This is a genomic window from Xanthomonas sp. DAR33341, from assembly GCF_003992815.1.
In the GTDB taxonomy this organism is placed as follows: Bacteria; Pseudomonadota; Gammaproteobacteria; order Xanthomonadales; family Xanthomonadaceae; genus Xanthomonas; species Xanthomonas cissicola.
Genome location: NZ_QEYV01000047.1, coordinates 1 through 22,975, shown reverse-complemented (window position 1 = coordinate 22,975; position 22,975 = coordinate 1). Strand labels below are relative to the sequence as shown.

Here is a 22,975-nt window from a genome sequence, read left to right as displayed (position 1 = left end):
CACATGCTGACCAACAGCGATGTTTTCGTCCCCAAATGACAGGGGGGGGGGGGGCTTCCGCACATGAACCGAACGTCGTCCAGATGTTGCATAGCCCGGGCGCACCCTTTAGAGTATTCACATCTGGATATATACGGAGCCTAGTAGTCACCTCTAGGTGTTCAGATGCCGCCACTGGTTCCAGGCCTACCGCCGGTTGATGGGAGCAATCCCTAAGGGCTTCCGCGAAACCCCCCGAAAGGGGGGTTTGTTTTTAGCGCCGCGGCGGCGGTCGGCGGACTGGCCTGCCGGTCGCGCGATTCAACAGCAGCCGCCACCCCTTGATGCGATCGTCCGCAGGTACGCAGGCGCCGGTCGTCGCTGGCGCAGGTGATGGCGTAGCCGTTGCCGGGGCGGTCATCGCGGCCGCCATAACCGCCGTCCCAGCCACCGCCACCGCGGGCCTGCGCGAATTCGCCCCGGCAGCCGTCGTCCACCCAGATCCGGCCGCCTTCCTGGCGCCAGTTGCGGCCTTCCACGCAGGGCGTGTTGGAGAGTTGGCGCACCAACATGGCGCGGCGCCAGCCGGTATCGCAGATTTTCTGGCGCTGGTCGTTGCTCTCGCAGCGCACCGTTCCCGCGACTCCGCCAAAGTCGCCGCGGCCGCTGCCGCCGCCCCAGCCGCCACCGTTGCGGGCTTCGACGAAACGGCCGCGACAGCCGTTGTCCACCCAGATCCGGCCGCGCTCGCTGCCCCAGTTGCGGCCTTCGATGCAGCGCGTGCCAGAGATGTTTTCCACCAGCACCGCGCGGCCGCGGAACGGCGTATCGCACTCGCGACGGCGGTTGTCGTTGCTGGAACAGGTGATGCTGGGGCCGTTCCAGCCGCGCTCCTGGGCGCTGGCAGTGAGGCTGGCAAAGGCGCCGGTCAAGGTGATCAGGCCGAAGCAGGAGAGCAGCAGGGCAGTGCGCAGCATCGTGTCGTCCTTGGTGCAGGAGGGGGCGTGGCGCCTATTCAGCCGGGCGCTGACTTAAGCGCCCATGAGCGCCCGCGCATTTGCTCCTGTCGCCCGCCGGCCCCAGAATATCCGGCTTTCCGGCGCTGTCCTGCGCCGGGTTTTCAGCGGAGCTTTCGATGCGTACCCACTTCTGCGGCCTGGTCGACCAGACCTTGATCGGCCAAACCGTCACTCTCGCCGGCTGGACCGACGTGGCCCGCAACCTGGGCGGGGTGTGCTTCATCGACCTGCGCGACCACGAAGGCATCGTGCAGGTGACGGTGGAACCGGTGGCCGGCGACGACGCCAGCGCAGAGCTGTTCAAGGTGGCCGCCAGCCTGGGCTACGAGGACGTGTTGCAAGTGGAGGGTGTGGTGCGCGCGCGTCATGCGGTCAACGACAAGCTGCGCAGCGGCAAGGTGGAAGTGATCGCCACGCGCATCAGCATCCTCAACAAGGCCGCGCCGCTGCCGTTCCACGCGCACGAAAATCCGGGTGAAGAGACGCGCCTGAAATACCGCTACCTGGATCTGCGCCGGCCGGAGATGCAGCGCATGCAGCGCACCCGCATCAAGCTGGTGCAGGCGCTGCGCCGGCATCTGGATGCGCGCGACTTCCAGGACATCGAAACCCCGATCCTGACCAAGGCCACCCCGGAAGGCGCGCGCGACTTCCTGGTGCCGGCGCGCATGCATCCGGGCGAGTTCTACGCGCTGCCGCAGAGCCCGCAGCTGTTCAAGCAGATCCTGATGGTGGCCGGCTTCGACCGCTACTACCAGATCGCGCGCTGCTTCCGCGATGAAGCGCTACGCGCCGACCGCCAGCTGGAATTCACCCAGCTCGACATGGAATTCGCCTTCGTGCGCGAGCGCGACGTGCAGGATTTCGTCGAAGACATGATCCGCGCCATCTTCAAGGAAGTGGTGGACGTGGACCTGGCTGCGCAGTTCCCGCGCATGACCTGGGCCGAGGCGATGCGTCGCTTTGGATCGGACAAGCCGGACCTGCGCATCGCGCTGGAACTGGTCGACGTGGCCGAGCTGGTCAAGGCCAGCCAATTCCCGGTGTTCACCGCTGCCGCCAACGATGCCGATGGCCGCGTCGCCGCGCTGCGCATTCCCGGCGGCGCCAGCCTGTCGCGCAAGCAGATCGACGAATACGCAGCGCACGCCGCCAAATACGGTGCCAAGGGCCTGGCCTACATCAAGCTGTCGGAGACCGGCGAGGTCAGTTCGCCGATCGCCAAGTTCTTCAGCGAAGAATCCTTCGCCGCGCTGCTCAAGCATGTAGGCGCCGGCAATGGCGACATCGTGTTCTTCGGTGCCGGCGGCTACACCAAGGTGTCCGACTTCATGGGCGCGCTGCGCCTGAAGGCCGGCAAGGAATTCGACCTGATCGCCGACGGCTGGGCGCCGCTGTGGGTCACCGACTTTCCGATGTTCGAATGGGACGAAGAGGCGCAGCGTTACGTCGCCTTGCATCACCCCTTCACCGCACCGGCGGTGGACGATATTGCCGACCTGCGCGCCAACGCCCGCACCGCGGTCTCGCGCGGCTACGACATGGTGCTCAATGGCAATGAAATCGGCGGCGGCTCGATCCGTATCCATCGCCCGGACATGCAGAGCGCCGTGTTCGAACTGCTCGGCATCGGCGCCGAAGAGGCGCGCGCCAAGTTCGGCTTCCTGCTGGATGCCTTGAACTATGGCGCACCGCCGCACGGCGGCATCGCCTTCGGTATCGACCGCATCGCCGCGCTGATGGCCGGTACCGAGTCGATTCGCGACGTCATCCCGTTCCCCAAGACCACCGGCGCGCAGGATCTGATGACCGACGCCCCGTCGCCGATCGCTGCCGACCAGCTCGCCGAAGTGCACGTGCAGGTGCGTCCGAAGCAGGTCTGACCGGCCATCGAACGCACGGCCACGCCCATTGCGTGGCCGTGCGTTCATGCGCAGCGAGCAGCTTGCGCGAGGCTTTGCCGACCGATCCGCGCTGCACTCAATGCGCGTATCGAACAGCTGCACGCGCAGCTCGCGTGCGTAGGTAGCTCCCCACCAATCTTGCACTGCGACTTTCCTAAAACCTCAGTGCTTGCATAGGAACTGCGCGCAGGCTCAAGCAGGCGACGCAGCGTTTTTTTGTGCAACTCAAGCGCACATGGCAATAAGACCTCGGGGTGCTCACACCACCAGCCGAGCAGACGCATCTAGTGTCCGACGCGCAGGGCGCTCGACAATTCCCGATTCCCGATTCCCCATTCCCCACTTGCAGCAACGCCGCAGCATGCGAGAAGCTGCCGCGTCGACTTGCCAGAGGGGCCCGCATGACCCGCATTCGCCGCGCCACGCCGGACGATGCCGAAGCGCTGTCGCTTCTGGCCGCGCAGACCTTTACCGAAACCTTCGGGCACCTGTATCCGGAAGAGGACCTGCGCGGTTTTCTGGAAGAGACCTATGCCGTGGAGCGGGCGCGTACCGTGCTGGCGCACCCGGATTACGCGATCTGGCTGCTGGAGATGGACAACCTGCTGGTCGGCCATGCCGCCGCCGGTCCCTGCGGGCTGCCGCATGACCAAGTGCGTCCCGGCGATGGGGAGCTGAAGCGGTTGTATCTGCTGAAGGACTATCAGAACAGCGGCTGGGGCAGCCGGTTGTTCGAAACCGCACTGCAATGGTTGGAGCGCGACGGTCCACGCACCTTGTGGATCGGCGTGTGGTCGGAGAATTTCGGCGCGCAACGCTTCTACGCCCGCTACGGTTTCGAAAAGGTGGGCGAATACGATTTCCCGGTTGGCAAGATCGTCGACCGCGAATACATCCTGCGGCGCAGGCCGGTGCTGGCAGCGGACTAATCGCACCAGTGCTGCCGCCGGTTGCCATTGCGCGTTGGCCGTGGCGTCCAGCGCGCACCGTACACGCAGCTGACGCCCTCTGCCGGTAACCATCTCAGTGTCCAGCGCATTACCCATCAGCCCGGCGCCGCCGCGGCGCAGTCCGCGCGAGGAGGCGAGCGCCGCGACCGCCGACGTGCTGCTGGTGCATGGCATCTGGAACACCGCGCACTGGCTGCTGCCATTGGCGCGGCGGATGCGTGCCAACGGGCTGGCGCCTGCGCTGTTCGGTTACGCCAGCGTGCTCGGCGGCCCCGCGCAGGCGGTGCCGCATCTGATCGAACGCCTGCGCGCCAGCCGCGTGCAGTTGGTGATCTGTCACAGCCTGGGTGGGCTGATGACCCTGCAGGCATTGCAGGATGCGCCCGACCTGCCGGTGCGTCGCGTGGTCTGCCTGGGCTCGCCGTTGTGCGGCAGCGCCGCCGCGCGCGGATTGGCGCAGCGTGGCGGGCGATGGGCAATGGGCCGCAGCGCTGCGATCTTGCAACAGGGTTTTGCGCGCTGGGACGGCCAGGCCGAGATCGGTCAGGTGGCCGGCAACGTGGCGCGTGGGATCGGTCGCTGGCTCGCCCCGCTCGACGGCGGCTCGGACGGCACCGTGGCGCTGGCCGAGACTCGCCTGCCCGGGCTGCGCGACCATTGCGTGGTGCGGGCGAGCCACAGCGGCCTGTTGCGCTCGCCCGAGGCGGCCGCACAGGCGCTGGCCTTTCTGCGCACCGGCCGCTTCCAGGCGTGAACATGCGCCGGCGGATGGCGTGGCCCCGGTGAGGGCGGGCAATCAGGTAAAATCCGCGCCCTGTCATTGAAGCCAGTCCGGAACCACCCATGGGTAGAGGTCCCTCGATCGAAGGCCGCAAGAACGCCTCCGACGCCAAACGCGGCAAGATGTTTACCAAGATCATCCGTGAGATCAGCGTGGCCGCCCGCGCCGGCGGCGGCGACCCGTCCAACAATCCGCGTCTGCGGACCGCCATGGACAAGGGCCTGTCGTCGAACATGTCCAAGGACGTGATGGAGCGCGCCATCAAGAAGTCCACCGGCGAGCTGGAAGGGGTGGAATACGAAGAAGTGCGCTACGAGGGCTACGCGCCTGGCGGCGTGGCGGTGATCGTGGACTGCCTGACCGACAATCGCGTGCGTACTGTGGCCGACGTGCGCCATGCCTTCAGCAAATGCGGCGGCAACATGGGCACCGAGGGCTCGGTGGCCTTCATGTTCAAGCGCCTGGGCGTGCTGAGCTTCGCTGCCGGCATCGATGAAGACACCCTCACCGATGCCGCCATCGACGCCGGCGCCGACGATGTGGTGGTGTACCCGGAAGACGGCGCCATCGATGTGCTGACCGCCCCGGACGCCTTCGCCCAGGTCAGGGACGCCCTGGTCGCCGCCGGGCTCGAACCGGCGCACGCCGAAATCACCTTCCGCGCCGACAACGACATCGCCGTGGACGGCGATACCGCCGTGCAGGTCCGCAAGCTACTGGACATGCTCGAAGACCTGGACGACGTGCAGGACGTGTATTCGAACGTCGATCAAGCGGCGCTTGGCGCCTAAGCGCCGGGAATCGGGAATGGAGAATCGGGAATCGAAATCGCCGCATCCTGCATCGCTCGGCAGCATCGAGCATGCCGGTAGGCTGCTCTACCCATTCCCGATTTCCAACTTCCCATTCCCGGCCGCTCGATGACCCGCATCCTGGGCATCGATCCGGGTTCGCAGCGCACCGGTATCGGCATCATCGACATCGACGAGGGCGGTCGCAGCCGGCATGTGCACCACGCGCCGCTGATGCTGCTGGGCGAGGGGGATTTCTCCCAGCGGCTCAAGCGCCTGCTGCAGGGCTTGGGCGAGTTGATCGAGATCTATCGGCCGGATGAAGTCGCGATCGAAAAGGTGTTCATGGGCAAGAGTGCCGCTTCGGCGCTCAAGCTCGGCCACGCGCGCGGCGCGGCGATCTGCGCGGTGGTCATGCGCGACCTGCCGGTGCACGAGTACGCGGCCAAAGAAATCAAACTGGCGCTTGTCGGCAAGGGCGGCGCCGACAAGGTGCAGGTGCAGCACATGGTCGGCATCATGCTCAACTTGAATGGCAAGCTGCAGCCCGACGCTGCCGACGCATTGGCGGTCGCCATCACTCACGCCCACGTGCGCGCTACCGCGCAGCGCCTGGGCGTCAATACCCAACAGGCCTGGAGCCGCAAGAAATGAGAATCGGGAATCGGCAATCGGGAATCGGGAATCCCAAACGCAGGGTCCACGACAGCGCGCGCTGTTGCGATTGGCCATTCCCGATTCCCCATTCCCGGCACCGCCAAGGCGGTGCCCAGTGATCGGCCGTCTGCGCGGGATCCTGGCCTACAAGCAGCCGCCGTGGCTGGTGATCGACGTAGGTGGGGTGGGGTATGAGCTGGAGGCGCCGATGAGCACCTTCTACGACCTGCCCGATGTCGGTCGCGACGTGATCCTGTTTACCCATTACGCGCAAAAGGAAGACAGCGTGTCGCTGTATGGCTTCCTGCGCGAAGGCGAGCGGCGGCTGTTCCGCGACGTGCAGAAGGTCACCGGCATCGGCGCCAAGATCGCGCTGGCGGTGTTGTCCGGGGTCAGTGTGGACGAGTTCGCCCGCCTGATCACCAGCGGCGACATCACCGCGCTGACGCGCATTCCCGGCATCGGCAAGAAGACCGCCGAGCGCATGGTGGTGGAACTGCGCGACCGCGCCGCCGATTTCAGCAGCGGCGCACCGATTACCGGCCAGTTGGGGCCCGACGCCGTTTCCGAAGCCACCGTGGCCTTGCAACAGCTGGGCTACAAGCCGGCCGAGGCCGCCCGCATGGCGCGCGACGCCGGTGCAGAAGGCGACGAGGTCGCGACGGTCATTCGCAAGGCGCTGCAAGCCGCGCTGCGCTAAGCGCGGCCACGAACCATCGCCTGGCCCGCAAAGCGGGCGCGGCCGGCACTCGGCATCGACAGGGGCGGCCCGTACACTGCGCATCCTTGCCCGCGGCCAGCCCGTACCTTGGGTGCCTGTGACGTCAGTGCAGGCACCTTCGACAGGTGCTGTCTCCCTATCTTCTTCACGCTGTCTGGCGAAAACTGCCCACCTCATGTCTCACACCCCCAAATCAGCCGGCTCCAGCCACGCGCCCGTCAATAGCCAGACCGCCTTGGTCATCGGCGCGATCGGCGTCGTCTTCGGCGATATCGGTACCAGCCCGCTGTATACGCTCAAAGAGGCGTTTTCGCCGCACTACGGGCTGACCCCGGACCACGACACCGTGCTGGGCATCCTGTCGCTGGTGTTCTGGGCGCTGATGCTGGTGGTCACGCTCAAATACGTCACCGTGATCATGCGTGCCGACAACGATGGCGAGGGCGGCATCATGGCGCTGACTGCGCTGGCGCAACGCACGTTGCCCGGCGGTTCGCGCTCGATGTATGTGGTCGGCATCCTTGGCATCTTCGGTGCCTCGCTGTTCTTTGGCGACGGCGTCATCACCCCGGCGATTTCGGTGCTGTCGGCGGTGGAGGGCCTGGAGGTGGCCGCGCCCAAGCTGGAGCCGTTCGTGGTGCCGATCACGTTGGTGGTGCTGAGCATGCTGTTCCTGGCGCAGCGCTTCGGCACCGAACGCGTCGGCAAGGCATTCGGGCCGATCACCCTGCTCTGGTTCTTCGCGTTGGGCGCGATCGGCGTCTACAACATGGCCCGCGCACCGGAAGTGCTGCATGCGCTGAATCCGTGGTGGGGCGTGCGCTTCTTCGCGCAACACAACTGGCATGCGGTGTTCGTGCTCGGCGCGGTGGTGCTGGCGGTGACCGGCGGCGAAGCGCTGTACGCGGACATGGGCCATTTCGGCGCCAAGGCGATCCGCCGCTCGTGGCAGTTCGTGGTCTTGCCGATGCTGACCTTGACCTACCTGGGGCAGGGCGCGCTGGTGCTGCGCAATCCAGCCGCGGTCAGCAACCCGTTCTACGAGGCGGTGCCGGAGTGGGCGCTGTACCCGATGATCGTGCTGGCCACCGCGGCCACGGTGATCGCCTCGCAGGCACTGATCACCGGCGCCTATTCGGTGGCCAGCCAGGCCATGCAGCTCGGCTACATCCCGCGCATGCACATTCGCCATACCTCGCACTCCACCATCGGCCAGATCTACGTGCCGGCGGTGAACTGGTGCCTGCTGGCGCTGGTGGCGGTGGCGGTGATCGGTTTCGGCGACTCGGCCTCGTTGGCCACCGCGTACGGCGTCTCGGTGACCGGCACCATGCTGATCACCACCGTGTTGATGATCATCTACGCACGTGCCAATCCGCGCGTGCCGGCGCCGCTGCTGTGGTTGTTCGCGCTGGTGTTCCTGGCGGTGGACTGCGCGTTCTTCTACGCCAACATCATCAAGTTCCTGGACGGCGCCTGGTTCCCGTTGTTGCTGGGCCTGATCCTGTTCACCCTGATGCGTACCTGGCGCCGCGGCCGCAAGCTGCTGCACGACGAGATCCGCAAGGACGGTATCAAGCTGGACACCTTCCTGCCCGGGTTGATGCTGGCGCCGCCGGTGCGCGTGCCCGGGACGGCCGTGTTCCTGACCGCCGACCCGATGGTGGTGCCGCACGCGCTGATGCATAACCTCAAGCACAACAAGGTGCTGCACGAGCGCAACGTGTTCCTGACCGTGGAAACCCTGCAGGTGCCGTACGCGGCCGCCGGGAAACGGCTGAAGATCGACGCGATCGGCGACGAGTTCTACCGCGTGCATGTGCGCTTCGGTTTCATGGAGACCCCGGACGTGCCGTTGGCGCTGATGCGCTCCTGCGATCAGGGCGGGATCTATTTCGATCCGATGGACACCACCTATTTCGCCAGCCGCGAAACCATCGTGGCCAGCGCCAACCGCGGCATGCCGATCTGGCGCGACAAGCTGTTCGCCCTGATGCACCGCAATGCCGCCCCGGCCACCGGATTCTTCCGCATCCCCGGTAATCGCCTGGTCGAGTTGGGCGCGCAAGTGGAGATCTGAGCGTGGCCGCGCTCAAGTGGATGGTCTACGCGCGCTCACCGAGCCTGGATACCTTCTGGGATGACGCACTCACCCTCGGGCGCGTGCCGGCCACCGACTACCGCGCACGCGGGCCGCAGCACGAACCGGAGGTCGTCTATTTCGATCGCTGGGAAGGTCTGGTGCCGACCTGGCGCGCCGCGAGCTTCGAAGCCTTCTTCGCAGTGCTGCGCCAGGCCGAGCTTGATGTCTAGATGCTGGGCCATCCGCGCGCGGCATGAGAAGATGGCCGGATGACTGAGCAGCGCATCATCGCCAGCAGCTCCACCCGCGAAGACGATGCCGCCGATGCGAGCATTCGTCCCAAGCGCCTGGCCGATTATCTCGGCCAGCAACCGGTGCGCGAGCAGATGGAGATCTACATCCAGGCGGCCAAGGCACGTGGCGAGGCGATGGATCATGTGCTGATCTTCGGCCCGCCGGGGCTCGGCAAGACCACGCTCAGTCACGTCATCGCCAACGAGCTGGGCGTGAGCCTGCGCGTGACCTCCGGCCCGGTGATCGAAAAGGCCGGCGATCTCGCGGCGTTGTTGACCAACCTGCAGCCGCACGATGTGTTGTTCATCGACGAAATCCATCGCCTCTCGCCGGTGGTGGAGGAAGTGCTGTATCCGGCAATGGAAGATTTCCAGATCGACATAATGATCGGCGACGGCCCGGCCGCGCGTTCGATCAAGATCGACCTGCCGCCGTTCACCCTGATCGGTGCCACCACGCGTGCCGGATTGCTGACCGCACCGCTGCGCGACCGCTTCGGCATCGTGCAGCGGCTGGAGTTCTATTCCCCGCAGGAACTGACCCGCATCGTGATCCGCTCGGCGGCGATTCTCGGCATCGACTGCACGGCCGAAGGTGCGGCGGAAATCGCACGCCGTGCGCGCGGCACCCCGCGTATCGCCAACCGCTTGCTGCGTCGCGTGCGCGACTACGCCCAGGTCAAGGCGGCCGGGCATATCGATCTGCCGGTGGCGCAGGCGGCCATGCAGATGCTCAAGGTCGACCCGGAAGGCTTTGACGAGCTCGACCGCCGCATGTTGCGCACCATCGTCGAACACTTCGACGGCGGCCCGGTCGGCGTGGAATCGCTGGCCGCCTCGCTGTCGGAAGAGCGCGGCACGCTGGAAGATGTGATCGAGCCGTACCTGATCCAGCAGGGCTTTCTGATCCGCACCGCGCGCGGCCGCATGGTCACGCCCAAGGCCTATCTGCACCTGGGCCTGAAACCGCCGCGCGAGCGCGCCCCGGGCATCGGCGAACCGGGAGACCTGTTTTGACGACGCTCTGCTGGTCGCCAACCTGGGCCGTCGCGACCGGAACTCCCTGCCCATGACCATCGAATCCCCATTCCCCAATCCCCAATCCCTGCCGGTATTCAGTTGGCCGACACGCGTCTACTGGGAAGATACCGACGCCGGCGGGGTGGTCTACCACGCGCGCTACGTTGCCTTCATGGAACGCGCGCGCACGGAGTGGATGCGCGCGCTCGGCTACGGGCAGGAGCGTATGCGCCAGGAGCACGACCTGGTGTTTGCGGTTCGCTCGATGCAACTGGATTTCCTCAAGCCGGCCCGGCTCGACGACGCGCTGTCAGTGTCGGCGGTGTTGCTGCGATGCAGACGGGCCAGCCTGCTGTTCGCGCAATCGGTCCGTCGCAAAGGCGAAGTGCTGCTGACCGCCGAGGTGCGCATTGCCGCGCTCGGTACCAGCGATTTCCGCCCGCGTGGCATGGACGATGCGCTGTATGACGTGTTGAAAGCTCTAGAAACCCCAGAATCCGATTACTGAGGAACGAACGGATGTCGATTGCATTGCTCCTGGCCCTGCAGGACACGGTAGTGGAAGCACTGCCGCAGGACGTCGCCGCTGCCGCGGCGCAGACCGCCAGCGTGGCGCACAACAGCAGCATCAACTATGTAGACCTGATCCTGCGCGCCAGTATCCCGGTCAAGATCATCGTGCTGCTGCTGTTGATCGGCTCGTTCATCAGCTGGGTGATCATTTTCCGCAAGGCGCGTGCGTTCAAGCAGGCCAACCGCGAGGCGGACGAGTTCGAAAACCGCTTCTGGTCCGGTGCGGATCTGGCCAAGCTGTACGCCTCGGCAACCGACCGCAACCGGACCGTCGGCGGTCTGGAGTCGATGTTCGAAAGCGGCTTTCGCGAGTTCTCGCGTCTGCGCGACCGCCGCCGTCTGGATGCGCGCGTGCAGTTGGAAGGCGCACAGCGCGCCATGCGCACCGCGTTCACCCGTGAAGTCGATCAGCTCGAACGCAATCTCGAACTGTTGGCCAACATCGGCTCCACTGCGCCGTACGTCGGCCTGGTCGGTACCGTGTTCGGCATCATGGTGACCATGCACGACATGGTCAGCAGCGGCGAGCAGGCCGGTATCGCGGCCGTGGCGCCGGGTATCTCCGAAGCGTTGTTCGCCACCGCCATCGGTCTGTTCGTGGCGATTCCGGCCGTGTGGGCCTACAACCGCTTTACCACCCGCGTGGAACGGCTGTCGGTGCGCTATGAGACCTTCGCCGACGAGTTCAGCTCCATCCTGCAGCGCCAGGCCGGCGCGGACGAGTGATGCGCGCTACCGGCATGTCCCCGCACGGCGTGACGCGGGAAGTGTCCGGCAGGGCCAGTCGCGTCGGTCCACAGTGCCACGAGCAGGTGTTCCTTTTCGGGGCACCGTGCAAGCGCACTGGCAGCCGGCGCCGAGGACTAATTAGGAACGTTTCGCGATGATCTCCGGTATTTCCCGTCGTAAGAAGCGCAAGCTCAAATCCGACATCAACGTCGTGCCGTATATCGACGTGATGCTCGTGCTGCTGATCATCTTTATGGTCACCGCACCGTTGCTGACCCTGAGCACCGACGTCAGCCTTCCCAGTTCGCGCGCCAAGGCGCTGGAGAGCAAGCAGGACCCGGTGGTGGTGGTGGTCGCTGCCGATGGCAGATTGGCCCTGCAACTGCCCAAGGGCAAGCCGCAGGCGATGGACGTGGCCGCGCTGCAGGCGCAGCTGGCTGCCATCGTGGCGCAGGACAAGGACGCACGTGTGGTGGTGGCGGGCGATCGCGCCGCGCCGTACCAGAAGATCATGGATGCCATCGACGTGCTCAAGCAGGCCAAGGTCGAGAAAGTGGGCCTGATTTCCGACTCCGGCGGCACCGCAGGCAGCGATGCACGCTGACGCACTCCCCACGCAAGCGGCGCGCGATGACGGCTGGTTTCGACCGGTCGTCCTGGCATTGGTCGTGCACGTCCTGGTCGCGCTGGTGTTTATCGCCGGCTGGCTGTGGTCGCCCGAACGCTCGGTGGAACCGGCCGCAGGCGATCCCAGCATGGAAGCTTCGCTGGACGTGTCAGCTGCCGAGGCGCGGGTTGCGCGCCAGGCACTGAAAGCCACGCCGGTCGAAACGCCGCCCCCGCCCGCGCCGTTGCCCGAACCCGCGCCGGAAGACAGCGTGCCACCGCCGCAGCCGATCCCCGAGCCGCGCCCGCAGGATGCGCCCACGCCGCAGCAGGCGCAGGCACAGGAGCGCGTCGCCCAGCCCGACAAGGTCGACCAGGAGCGCGTGGATGCACTGGCCATTTCCGCCGAAAAGGCCAAGCAGGAACAGGAAGCCAAGCGGCGCCAGGAGCAGATCGACCTGACCGAGCGCAAACGCCAGGAAGAGGCCGAGCAGAAATTGCGCCTCGCCAAGCAGCAGGAAGAAGCCGACGCCAAGAAGAAGCAGGCGGCTGCACAGCAGGCGGCGGAAGAAGCCGAACGCCAGAAGAGGATCGCCGACATCCGTCGTCAGCGCGCGCAAGCCGATAAGGAAATGGCGCTCGCCGAGCAGAAGTTGCGCCAGGTCGCCGCCGCACGTGCGCAGCAGGCCTCCGCGGCCGCCGCGACCAGCGCGCAGCCGACCGCAGGGCAGGGCGGTACCAGCACCGACCTGTCGGCCAAGTACGCCGCGGCGATTCAACAGAAAGTGTTGGCGCAATGGGTGCGTCCGCCGTCGGTGCCGCCAGGCCAGAAATGCACCATCAACATCCGCCAGTTGCCGGGCGGCAGCGTGATGGAGGCCAAGGTGGCGCCGGGCTGCCCCTACGACGAGGCTGGCCAGCGCTCGATCGAAGCCGCCGTACTGAGCGCCCAGCCATTGCCTTACCGCGGATTCGAATCGGTGTTTCAGCGCAACCTGACCTTTGTGTTCACTGCGCAGGATCAGTAACCGTCGTCGGGCTGCGGCTGCCACTGGCGCCGCAGCCTGATGCCCCCAGGTGATGCCCATGGGGCTGTGCATGTCGCTACACGATCGCTCGCTCCGTTTTCACGTCACCTCATTCACGATTGCGAGTATGTTCACTCGTTGATTGCTATCCCTTGCACACTTTTCCTGCCCGATCCGAGCCGTCCATGAAAAAACCGCTGCGTTGGCTAGCTGCCTTGACCGCCCTGTTGTTGCCGCTGAGCGCGCTCGCGCAGCAGCAAGGTCTCACCATCGATATCGTCGGCGGTAGCGCGTCTGCCACGCCGATCGCCGTCATTCCGATGCCGTATCAGGGCTCGGGCACCGCGCCGCAGACCGACGTGTCCGCCGTGGTCGGCGCCGACCTGGATCGTTCCGGCCAGTTCCGCACGCTGCCGGCCGCGCAGATCGTTGAAAAACCGACCCGTGGCACCGAGGTGCAGTTCCAGACTTGGCGCACCCTCAAGCAGAACTACATCGTGGTCGGCCGCGTCATGGATGCCGGCGAAGGCGCATACCGGGTCGAATACGAATTGTTCGACGTGGCCAAGGGCGAGCGCATGCTTGGCCTGGCGATGACGGCGCGTGCCAACGCAATGCGCGATGTTTCGCACCAGATGGCCGATGCCATCTACGAAAAGATCACTGGCGTACGCGGCGCCTTCTGGACCCGCATTGCCTACGTGACCGCCAGCGGCAAGGGCGGCGCCATGCGCTATGCGCTGATGGTGGCCGACTCGGACGGCTACAACCCGCAGACCATCGTGCGTTCGGCCGAGCCGCTGCTGTCGCCGAACTGGAGCCCGGACGGCAAGAAGCTGGCCTACGTGAGCTTCGAGCGCGGCAACTCGTCGATCTATCTGCAGGACATCGCCACCGGCGCACGCGAACTGGTCTCCAGCTTCCGCGGCATCAACGGCGCGCCGTCGTTTTCGCCGGACGGACGTCGCCTGGCGCTGGCGTTGTCGCGTAGCGGCAACCCGGAAATTTATGTGATGGACCTGGGAAGCAAGCAGCTGACCCAGCTCACCAACCACTTCGGCATCGACACCGAGCCGACCTGGGCGCCGGATGGCGGCAGCATCTACTTCACCTCCGATCGCGGCGGTCGTCCGCAGATCTATCAGGTGGCAGCCAGCGGCGGCAGCGCCAACCGCGTGACCTTCCAGGGTAACTACAACGCCACCGCCAGCGTGTCGTTCGACGGCAAGAAGATTGCCGTGGCACAGGGCAGCGGCAATACCTACCGCATCGCGATGATGGACCGCAGCTTAGGTTCGCCGAGCTGGAGCACCCTGTCGCCGGGTTCTCTGGACGAATCGCCGAGCTTTGCGCCTAACGCCAGCATGGTGTTGTACGCCGCACGCGAAGGTGGCCGTGGCGTGCTGTACGCGGTCTCTTCCGACGCTCGGGTCCGCCAGCGCCTGGTGCTGGCCGACGGCGATGTGAGAGAACCCGCATGGGGGCCTTACCGAACCGCGCATTAATGTTAATATTTCGCTGCGTTAAACCACTCATTGGCCCAGAGCCTCCATAGGTACCCCATGAACAAGTCCACCCGCGTCTTGCTTGTCTCCCTGCTGTCCGTTGCTGTGCTGGCTGGTTGCTCGAAGAAGGTGAAGGAAACTCCGCCTCCTGCGACCGATACCACCGCTGGTTCCTCGGTTCCCACCGGCCCGTCCACCTCTGGCCTGTATGGTCCGGGCGACCTGGATACCGATGCCTGCCTGCGTCAGCGCGTTGTTTACTTCGATCTGGATCAGGACTCCCTGAAGCCGGAATTCCAGGCCATCATGGCTTGCCACGCCAAGTACCTGCGTGACCGTCCTTCCTCGCGCATCACCCTGCAGGGCAATGCTGACGAGCGCGGTTCGCGTGAATACAACATGGGTCTGGGCGAGCGTCGCGGCAATGCCGTGTCGTCCTCGCTGCAGGCTGCCGGCGGCTCGGCCAGCCAGCTGACCGTCGTCAGCTACGGCGAAGAGCGTCCGGTCTGCACCGAGTCGAACGAGTCCTGCTGGTCGCAGAACCGCCGCGTCGAAATCGTGTACACGGCTCAGTAAGAAGCGATGCGCTTTCGAGTGACATCCCTGTTCGTCGCGGCGGCCCTTGTGGTCGCCGCGCCGGCATACGCCCAGCGAGCCAGTCTCGCTGATCGTGTGGCCGTGCTCGAGCAGCAGCAGGCCAATAGTCAGGCCAATAACGATCTCCTCAATCAGCTGCAGCAGGCGCGTTCGGACCTGCAGGCGTTGCGGTCGACCGTCGAACAGCTGCAGCACGACAATGAGCAACTCAAGCAGCAGTCCAAGGACCAGTATCTGGACCTGGATGGACGCTTGAACCGGTTGGAAGGCGCAGGTGGCGCAACTCCGCCATTGCCCCCAGCGACCGGCAACGTGACCCCGGCCCCGGCACCCGCCGCGCGGCCCGCAGCGGCGGCAACTTCCGAGAAGCCGCCCACCGTCCACGGCGACCCAGGCACTCTGGCCGTCAGCAACGACGAACGTACTGCGTACAACGTAGCGTTCGATGCGTTGAAGAACGGCAAATACGACGATGCGTCGCAGCTGTTCCTGAGCTTTCTGGAGCTCTATCCCAACGGCGTCTATACCCCCAATGCCTTGTACTGGCTGGGCGAGAGTTATTACGCCACCCGTAATTTCCAGCTTGCCGAGGCGCAGTTCCGCGATCTCGTCAGCCGTTATCCCACGCATGACAAGGCCGCCGGCGGCTTGTTGAAGCTCGGCCTGTCGCAGTATGGCGAAGGCAAGAACAACGAGGCCCAGCAGACCTTGCAGCAGGTCGCTTCGCAGTACCCTGGCTCCGACGCGGCACGCGTTGCGCAGGAGCGCCTGCAGTCCATCCGTCTCGGCCAGCAACTGCGCTGAGCCTGCGCGTCTGTGCCTGTGGGCACGGCGCATACTTTGCCCATGAACGCCGCCGCCGTCCCCAGCGAGATCGTCCAATCGCCATTGCCGCGATTGAAGATCACCGAAATCTTTTTGTCCCTGCAAGGCGAAGCCGAAGCGGCCGGCTGGCCGACCGTGTTCGTGCGGCTGACCGGCTGCCCGTTGCGCTGCCTGTATTGCGACACCGCCTATGCCTTCCATGGCGGGCAGTGGCATGACATCGACGCGATCGTTGCCGAAGTTGCCAGCCACGGCGTGCGCCATGTCTGCGTGACCGGCGGCGAGCCGTTGGCGCAGAAGCGTTGTCTGGTCCTGCTGGAGAAACTCTGCGATGCCGGTTACGACGTCTCGCTGGAGACCTCCGGTGCGCTGGACGTGTCTGCCGTCGATTCGCGCGTCTCGCGCGTGGTCGACATCAAGACGCCCGCATCCGGCGAGGAGGCACGCAATCGCTGGGAAAACCTCCCGCTGCTGACCGCGCGCGACCAGATCAAGTTCGTGATCTGCAGCCGCGCCGACTACGAATGGTCGCGCGAGATCGTGGCCGCGCATGCGCTGGATCGCCGCTGCACGGTGTGGTTTTCGCCCAGCAAAAGCGAGGTGAGCCCGCGCCAGCTGGCCGACTGGATCGTAGCCGACCGCTTGCCGGTGCGTTTCCAGATGCAGCTGCACAAGCTGCTGTGGAACGACGAGCCTGGGCGTTGAGGGTCAGGCACGTAGCGCATCGTGCGACTGCCTTGCGCCGACAAAAAGATCTGGACGGTGTCTTGGTCTGCTAAGGCGGCGGGCAATCCCACCAGTGGCAAAGACCCGATAGGCGCTACGCGATGACGTCGCGGCGCATCGGTGCCTGCGCGTTTGCAGGGCGACCGAATACTGCGGAATTTCGGAGTAGATGCCTTCTTGCGGAGCGATGAGGTTCGCTGAAAGCCTTGCTGGAGATGGTGGGCCGTGATGGATTCGAACCATCGACCAAAAGATTAAAAGGCAGAGAAAGTTAGCTTTCGGATCAATGATTTGCACCGGCTAATTTTTCCGGGGGCTATCCGTGAAACCGTTGGAGCTACGTTGCTAAGCACTTAATTTTTCCGCCACTCAGGCTTGCGGAAAGGGGCGCTTGCATAGATGCATTTCAGCCTTCTCAGCGACAGCTTTCCGCCGCCGCCGCGGCCTTCTTGAAGACGCCTCCCTGCACAACGCTACGGATCTCGACTCTGGAACCATCGGAGTCGGGAATGATGGTCACTGTTCCAAGTACTGCGGGATCAGCAACAAACGAATAAACCTGCGCCTCGCCATCTGGCCCGCCCGTCACTCTGGGCGCTATGTCCCGGAGCTTCGGCGCCAAACAGCGTTCTACCTCCTTTGGCGACCGATCGCTTTCGAGCGTGAACCACGGCGCCTGTGCTTGCCGTTCTGAATAAGAGGCGCATCCGCATAGCAGCGACACCAGAGCCATGTACGCGATCAGTTTCATTTACAACTCCCGTTTTTTTCATCTTAACTGCGGGAGCTGTACGGCGTGAGTTCTAGCTGCAAGTGCCGGAAAGACGCTGCTCAAGCATCTCGCGGGGTGAGCGACCAAGGGTCCCGCGTCCGGCATGGGTAGATTGCCTAGAATCGCTTGTTAGCGAACTCAGGCAAGTGCTTGTCAAAGAGTGAGCATTCTCTGGTGACGGTGTAAGCCATGCTTTCGGCTAAGGCCATCCATCGCTTGACGGCGTACGGCTGAATGGCGTCAGCAATTTTCTGGGTCGATTTTTAGTAATTTTGCTAACGTGCCTGGCCGTCTCTATCTATGAGACTTTGTGCCTCGAGAGTTGCGCCATGTTGGTCCTACCTCCCCGCACACCTACGCCCGCCTGCTGGGACCGGCCTGTCTCGATCCGGTCCCGCTCTGCCTGCCCGTCAGCGCGCTCCGGATCCAGCTCGGCTTCCCTTCACCCGCCGAGGATTTCCAAGACGACGAGCTCGATTTGAACCGGGTACTGATACGCAACCCGCCAGCCACTTTTCTATACAGGGCAGAGGGTTGGAGCATGATCTTGGCCGGCGTCTGCGATGGGGACATCCTGGTTGTGGACCGCTCGGTGCGTCCGATCCAGGGCGACATGGTGCTGGCCATCTGGGATGGCAATCAGCCGGTCTGCAAGATTCTTCAGGTCGCCGTCGACCACATCGAGCTCCATAGCCGAAGCCCACATTGCGCGCCCATCGTGCTGGCGCCAGGCACAGAGGTTGAGGTCTTCGCCGTCGTGGGCGTAGTCCGCCAAGTCACCCGCGCGCATTCCCGCGCCGGCCGCTGATGTTCGCGCTGATCGACGGCAATAACTTCTACGCTAGCTGCGAGCGCGTGTTCTAGCCCGAGCTGCGTGGCAGGCCGTTGGTCGTGCTCAGCAACAATGATGGCTGCGCTATTGCTCGATCGGACGAGGCCAAAGCCCTAGGTGTCACGATGGGCCAGCCGATCCACAAGGTGCCACCGCAGATCCGTCGCCGGCTAGCGCTGCGCTCCGCAAATTTCGGTCTCTACGGCGACATCGCTTCTCGCATTGGCGTCATCCTGCGTCAGGCCGCGCCACGCGTGGAGGTGTATTCGATCGACGAGTCGTTCCTCGACCTGGCCGGCATCCGCGATCGCCGGCAGCTGGCGGTCGACCTGCGCGAGCGAGTTCACCAATGGACAGGCATCCCCAACTGCATTGGCATCGCGCCGACCAAGACCTTGGCCAAGCTGGCCAACCGGGTCGCCAAGGATGCAGCGCGTAAGCCGGGCAGCTACCCAGCTAGTCTGGCCGGCGTCTGTGACCTGGCTGCGCTCAGCGCCAGTGAGCTCGATGCGGTGCTGCGAGCCACGGCGATTGGCGACCTCTGGGGCGTTGGCAGGCGCTGGGGCGCGAGGCTGCAGGCACGCGGCGTCTTTACGGCAGCCGATCTGCGAGACGCCGCTGCAGACGACTTGCTAGCGGAGTTCGGTGTGGTCATGGCGCGCACGCAACGGGAGTTGCAGGGCCATGCCTGCCTGGAGCTGGAGGAAGTCGAGCCCGACCGTCAGCAGATCATGGTCAGCCGGTCGTTCGGGACCTGGGTGAACGATCCGCAAAATATGTCGGAGGCGCTGGCAACTTTTGCTATGCGCGCCACCGAGAAGCTGCGCGCACGCGGGCTGACCACATGCGCCATTGGCATCTATGCCGAGACGGATTCGTTTAAGCCCGGTGTGCCGCAGCACAACCCATCACGCACCGCGCCAATTGCCTCGGCTACATCCGACAGCCGCGTGGTGCTCACGGTTGTGCGCCGGCTGCTCCAGGGCTTCATGCGCGATGGCTTCACCTACAAGAAGGCCGGCGTGTGCCTAATGGATCTCGCCGCGCCCGAGGATCTGCAGGGCGACCTCTTCACCCTGGCACGCGTAGGCGACGACAAGCTGATGAGCACCCTGGATGCCATCAACCGGCGGTTCGGTCGCGGCACGGCCGTGCTGGGTGCCAGCGGCTGGCAGAAGTCCCCCGAATGGGCATCGCGGCAAGATCTGCTATCGGGCCGCTTCACCACATCGCTAGCTGACCTCCCTCGCGCCTCCTGCTAAGCCGGCAGCCCTCACGGGTAGCAGTACACGACCTGCAGATGACTTCTTGCCACTTTTCAGCCATGGAGCGGCGTCGACACTCGGCCGAAGTGGTGAGCGAGCACTAACGAGCTGAACCATGAAGCGCCTAATAGCAGCCCTATATGGCCATTTTCGATGTGCCCATCGGGACAAGGTAATCCAGGTAATCAAACTCTGCAGAAGCAAAATTATGTATAATTTTCAATAGTTTATAGGATTTTTCAAAAGGTAATAAAAAGGTGATGAGGGGGTAATCTGATTACCTTTCCGCCAGGTAATCTTGAATCCCATAAAAACCCTTATAGATCAATGACATTACCTATCAGGATTCGCCGAGTTACCAAAAATCACCCTGGAAGGTAATCCAAGCTTTGTTATATAAGTCAATGACTTAGGAGCACCTCAAAGGCAAGAATTACCGATTACCCGATCCCGGTGGTCACATGGAAAATTTGGCGGTCTGTGGCTTTCGCGCGAACGCGAGCAAGGGCGCGCTGCTGCCCCGTGATGGCGCGGAATTCCGCAGGGTCTAGCAAGGAACCAGAACCTCCCATGACGCTAGGACTGGCGCCCGTTTCGGGGGCATGCAGCAGTGCATCGAAATGACCCTATGAAGACCGCAGGCGTGGCGGGGCGACGATTGCGCGCGCGCAGCAGCCTGAATGCCTCCTCCCGGCCGTCGCAGCCGGCTAGACTGGAATGGGAGACGCTTGCGGGCGATACTTCCCTCATGGAGAGAAAGAGCCAATGAAGGGCGAACAAGTTGTAGGTGTACAACCCTCAGTGATGCGTTGGGCACGCGAAAGCATCGGCATGTCGATAGCCGATGTCGCAGCACGCCTTAAGAAAGGTGAGGGGGAAGTTGCAGCATGGGAATCCGGGGCGGAGGCCCCTACCTACCCACAGCTAGAAAGGCTCGCGTACGAGGTCTATAAACGGCCGCTAGCTGTGTTCTTTCTCCCGGCGCCGCCCGCTGAAGCTTCTCCTCGTCAAGAGTTCCGTACGCTCCCAGCGGAAGAGCTCGCAAATTTGTCCCGCGATACCTACCTACATCTTCGAAAAGCCCGCGCGTATCAGCTAGGCCTCGAAGAGCTGTACGCAGGCGTAAACCCTGCTGCAATAAAGGCGTGGCGTGCTGTTCAACTCAGCACTGGCGATGACGTCGTACGCAAAGCAGCCGCTATCCGCCTTATGTTGGGCATCACCTCAGAGGTCCAGGCTGGCTGGGGAACTGATGATGAGGCGCTACGCTCATGGAGGGCAGCCGTCGAACGCGTCGGCCCATTCGTTTTCAAAGAAAGCTTTAAGCAGGAAACTATCTCCGGATTTTGCCTAAGAGATAGCGAATTCCCTGTTATTTACCTCAACAACAGCACCACGAAGACCCGACAGATCTTCTCGCTGTTGCACGAGTTCGCGCATGTGCTATTCGATGTCAACGGAATTTCTAAGTTCGACATTAGCTATGCGAATGAGCTCCCTCAACGCGAACGTGCCATCGAAATTTTTTGCAACGCGATCGCGGCCGAGGTTTTAATACCGGGTGCAGAATTTGATGCAGCCACGACTGACCTCGCAATCATTGCGGATTATGCGCCTGACATATATTTCTCTCGACTCGCCCGACGCTTTGGGGTGAGTCGGGAAGTGGTGCTACGTCGCTTTCTGGATAGAGGACGTGCTACGCGTCAGTTCTATGAGGAAAAAGCTGACGAATGGAATCAGCAACGTCAAAAAGAATCTAGTGGCGGCGGGAGTTGGTACGCAAATCAAGGCTCATACTTGAGCGATGGGATGCTCAGAGAGGTGTTTGGCCGCCGTCTACGCGGCCAAATTTCGCCAGAAAAGGCTGCTGATTACCTTGGAGTAAAGCCTGGCACATTGCCTGGTCTGGAGGAATTGGTCCTGCATAGGAAGCGCAACTGATGTACGTGTTCGACACTGGGCCGTTTAGCCGTCTTAAGCATTACTATCCCGCTGTTTTCCATAGCTTCTGGGCACACATGGATGCCCTCGTTCACGGTGGCTACCTTCTATCCACGCGGGAGGTCAAGCGTGAGCTAGACAATGGCGAGCCGAATGCGGTGGTTAGTGCCTGGATAGATCAGCATGCCGGACTTTTCAGCATGCCTAGTGCAGGAGAGATGCAGCTGGTTGCGCAGATACTGGCGATACCGCACTTTCAGTCGATCATTGGCGAACGTCAACGCCTGAAAGGAACCCCAGTCGCCGATCCATTTGTGATTGCTGCCGCTCAAGTAAGAGGCTTCGCTGTAGTCACCACCGAGGTGTACAAGCCACAGGCGGCAAAAGTTCCCAACATCTGCCAACACTTCAATGTGCGATGTATTGACCTTGAGCAGTTCATGGCCGAACAGAAGATGACCTACTAGGACGGCATCGCGTCCCAGTAGGTAAATTTTTCTAAGCCAATCGGGTCCGTGCGACATCTGAGTAGTGACTGGTCAACTCGACCCCAGTCCATCCGTACCCTTCAAGCTCAGCAGCGACCAGAGTCGTACCGCTGCCAGCAAACGGGTCAAGGATCCGGCCACCTGCTTCACAGATCCGCACCAGCTGCCGCATTAGTTCGGTGGGCTTGCCGGTCAGATGATGCTTATCAGCCTTGCGCACCGACTCACGGATGACGCCCGGTAGCACGGGCGCACGACGATCCAGCGGCATGTTGCCCTTGCTCCCCCACACGATGTATTCGGCCTGATTCCGGAAGCGTCCCAACTGCGGCCGAACACCCTCGGTCTTGTCCCAGACGGTGATGCCGCGCCAGGTGAAGCCGGCGATCTGCAGCGCGTCAGTGGTCAGCGGCAGCTGCCGCCAGTCGGTGAACAACAACACCGGGGCGCCGTCCTTGAGCACGCGCGCACACTCGGACAACCACAAGTGCATCCATTTCAGGTGCGAGCGTTGATCGCGTTCGTCGCCAACGAAGTCGGCATGCCCTCCATCCCGGCAGTACTTGGTCGACGGCGGCCGTGCCCGGGCAGCGGCGGTCAGGCCGCCACTCGCGTAAGGCGGATCAGTGATCAGTGCGTCGAACGAATTCGCTTCGAGCGTGGGCAGGATGGTCAGGGCGTCGCCCTGCAGGAGCTGGTTTTTCATGGTGAGAGCCTTCTTGGATTCGCTCGCGGCGATCGGAGGTGAGGCTCTCGGCCTTCAGGTGATTGAGCGTGCCACAGCGCGGGCACTTGATCTGGATTTCGTCGAAGGCGCCGGCCTTGCACAGCAGGCGGGCGCATTCGCCACAACGGAGGTTCTTGAGCATTGCGTGGTCTTGCGGTGG

24 protein-coding genes and 1 pseudogene are annotated in these 22,975 nt (G+C 63.7%); 21 read left to right on the top strand and 4 right to left on the bottom strand.

The features are described 5' to 3' along the window. Positions 1-335: 335 nt before the first annotated feature. Positions 336-956: pseudogene (locus EO156_RS22805) on the bottom strand (DUF3011 domain-containing protein); the annotation flags it as partial. 158 nt (positions 957-1,114) lie between these two features. Between EO156_RS22805 and aspS the strand changes: the two are divergent. The 17 genes from aspS (at position 1,115) to queE (ending at position 16,766) form a co-directional block, all read left to right on the top strand. Next, on the top strand, positions 1,115-2,881 hold the full coding sequence (gene aspS / locus EO156_RS22800) for an aspartate--tRNA ligase (protein WP_016850983.1): 1,767 nt from the start codon (positions 1,115-1,117) through the stop codon (positions 2,879-2,881). 422 nt (positions 2,882-3,303) lie between these two features. Then, a complete protein-coding gene (locus EO156_RS22795; RefSeq protein WP_005913643.1) occupies positions 3,304-3,831 on the top strand; it encodes an N-acetyltransferase in 528 nt (175 codons plus the stop codon). A gap of 97 nt (positions 3,832-3,928) precedes the next feature. Beyond that, positions 3,929-4,606 carry an alpha/beta hydrolase gene (locus tag EO156_RS22790; RefSeq protein WP_029829331.1) on the top strand — a complete coding sequence of 226 codons (678 nt, stop codon included), beginning with the start codon at positions 3,929-3,931 and terminating at the stop codon, positions 4,604-4,606. A gap of 89 nt (positions 4,607-4,695) precedes the next feature. Then, a complete protein-coding gene (locus EO156_RS22785) occupies positions 4,696-5,424 on the top strand; it encodes a YebC/PmpR family DNA-binding transcriptional regulator (protein ID WP_003482581.1) in 729 nt (242 codons plus the stop codon). Positions 5,425-5,553: 129 nt separating this feature from the next. Then, positions 5,554-6,078, top strand: coding sequence for a crossover junction endodeoxyribonuclease RuvC (gene ruvC, locus EO156_RS22780; RefSeq protein WP_003482580.1), 525 nt, complete (start codon positions 5,554-5,556; stop codon positions 6,076-6,078). A gap of 118 nt (positions 6,079-6,196) precedes the next feature. Next, positions 6,197-6,781, top strand: a complete 585-nt coding sequence (ruvA, locus tag EO156_RS22775; RefSeq protein WP_003482577.1) for a Holliday junction branch migration protein RuvA — start codon at positions 6,197-6,199, stop codon at positions 6,779-6,781. A 196-nt stretch (positions 6,782-6,977) separates the two neighbouring features. Beyond that, a complete protein-coding gene (locus EO156_RS22770; protein ID WP_005921446.1) occupies positions 6,978-8,882 on the top strand; it encodes a potassium transporter Kup in 1,905 nt (634 codons plus the stop codon). A gap of 2 nt (positions 8,883-8,884) precedes the next feature. Continuing rightward, entirely contained in the window at positions 8,885-9,115 is a 231-nt protein-coding gene (locus EO156_RS22765) for a hypothetical protein (RefSeq protein WP_016849298.1), read from the top strand. Between the two features lie 39 nt (positions 9,116-9,154). Next, positions 9,155-10,195 carry a Holliday junction branch migration DNA helicase RuvB gene (ruvB, locus tag EO156_RS22760; RefSeq protein WP_003482572.1) on the top strand — a complete coding sequence of 347 codons (1,041 nt, stop codon included), beginning with the start codon at positions 9,155-9,157 and terminating at the stop codon, positions 10,193-10,195. 52 nt (positions 10,196-10,247) lie between these two features. Further along, the gene (gene ybgC / locus EO156_RS22755) at positions 10,248-10,706 is read left to right on the top strand and encodes a tol-pal system-associated acyl-CoA thioesterase (protein WP_033483113.1); all 459 of its coding nucleotides are present in this window, start codon (positions 10,248-10,250) and stop codon (positions 10,704-10,706) included. 11 nt (positions 10,707-10,717) lie between these two features. Further along, on the top strand, positions 10,718-11,497 hold the full coding sequence (gene tolQ, locus EO156_RS22750) for a protein TolQ (protein WP_003482569.1): 780 nt from the start codon (positions 10,718-10,720) through the stop codon (positions 11,495-11,497). Between the two features lie 157 nt (positions 11,498-11,654). After that, the gene (gene tolR / locus EO156_RS22745; RefSeq protein ID WP_016849299.1) at positions 11,655-12,104 is read left to right on the top strand and encodes a protein TolR; all 450 of its coding nucleotides are present in this window, start codon (positions 11,655-11,657) and stop codon (positions 12,102-12,104) included. Then, positions 12,094-13,134, top strand: coding sequence for a cell envelope integrity protein TolA (gene tolA / locus EO156_RS22740; protein ID WP_029829330.1), 1,041 nt, complete (start codon positions 12,094-12,096; stop codon positions 13,132-13,134). The genes tolR and tolA overlap by 11 nt, the downstream gene beginning before the upstream one ends. 185 nt (positions 13,135-13,319) lie before the next feature. After that, on the top strand, positions 13,320-14,639 hold the full coding sequence (gene tolB / locus EO156_RS22735) for a Tol-Pal system beta propeller repeat protein TolB (protein ID WP_003482565.1): 1,320 nt from the start codon (positions 13,320-13,322) through the stop codon (positions 14,637-14,639). A 57-nt stretch (positions 14,640-14,696) separates the two neighbouring features. Then, positions 14,697-15,215: a peptidoglycan-associated lipoprotein Pal gene (gene pal, locus EO156_RS22730; protein ID WP_003482562.1), complete on the top strand. Its 519-nt coding sequence runs from the start codon at positions 14,697-14,699 to the stop codon at positions 15,213-15,215. A 6-nt stretch (positions 15,216-15,221) separates the two neighbouring features. Then, positions 15,222-16,040 (top strand): tol-pal system protein YbgF, encoded by an 819-nt coding sequence (gene ybgF / locus EO156_RS22725; RefSeq protein ID WP_011052060.1) that lies wholly within the window; start codon positions 15,222-15,224, stop codon positions 16,038-16,040. Positions 16,041-16,082: 42 nt separating this feature from the next. Beyond that, entirely contained in the window at positions 16,083-16,766 is a 684-nt protein-coding gene (gene queE, locus EO156_RS22720; RefSeq protein WP_016850466.1) for a 7-carboxy-7-deazaguanine synthase QueE, read from the top strand. 436 nt (positions 16,767-17,202) lie between these two features. On the opposite strand, the gene EO156_RS22715 is transcribed toward queE, so the two are convergent. Continuing rightward, positions 17,203-17,538, bottom strand: a complete 336-nt coding sequence (locus tag EO156_RS22715) for a hypothetical protein (RefSeq protein ID WP_011038085.1) — start codon at positions 17,536-17,538, stop codon at positions 17,203-17,205. Positions 17,539-17,869: 331 nt separating this feature from the next. Between EO156_RS22715 and EO156_RS22710 the strand changes: the two genes are divergently transcribed. From EO156_RS22710 to EO156_RS22695, 4 genes are all read left to right on the top strand, one after another. Beyond that, the gene (locus tag EO156_RS22710) at positions 17,870-18,367 is read left to right on the top strand and encodes a S24 family peptidase (RefSeq protein ID WP_230578027.1); all 498 of its coding nucleotides are present in this window, start codon (positions 17,870-17,872) and stop codon (positions 18,365-18,367) included. Between the two features lie 62 nt (positions 18,368-18,429). After that, positions 18,430-19,653, top strand: a complete 1,224-nt coding sequence (locus tag EO156_RS22705) for a Y-family DNA polymerase (protein WP_256359414.1) — start codon at positions 18,430-18,432, stop codon at positions 19,651-19,653. Positions 19,654-20,421: 768 nt separating this feature from the next. Then, a complete protein-coding gene (locus tag EO156_RS22700) occupies positions 20,422-21,600 on the top strand; it encodes an XRE family transcriptional regulator (protein WP_041471195.1) in 1,179 nt (392 codons plus the stop codon). Continuing rightward, positions 21,600-22,067 carry a PIN domain-containing protein gene (locus EO156_RS22695; protein WP_016851201.1) on the top strand — a complete coding sequence of 156 codons (468 nt, stop codon included), beginning with the start codon at positions 21,600-21,602 and terminating at the stop codon, positions 22,065-22,067. Before EO156_RS22700 ends, EO156_RS22695 begins: the two co-directional genes overlap by 1 nt. Positions 22,068-22,098: 31 nt before the next feature. Here the strand turns inward: EO156_RS22695 and EO156_RS22690 are convergent, their stop codons facing one another. Then, positions 22,099-22,794, bottom strand: coding sequence for a site-specific DNA-methyltransferase (locus EO156_RS22690; RefSeq protein WP_029996358.1), 696 nt, complete (start codon positions 22,792-22,794; stop codon positions 22,099-22,101). Then, on the bottom strand, positions 22,712-22,957 hold the full coding sequence (locus tag EO156_RS22685) for a Com family DNA-binding transcriptional regulator (protein ID WP_053503138.1): 246 nt from the start codon (positions 22,955-22,957) through the stop codon (positions 22,712-22,714). The genes EO156_RS22690 and EO156_RS22685 overlap by 83 nt, the downstream gene beginning before the upstream one ends. Between the last annotated feature and the right edge of the window lie 18 nt (positions 22,958-22,975).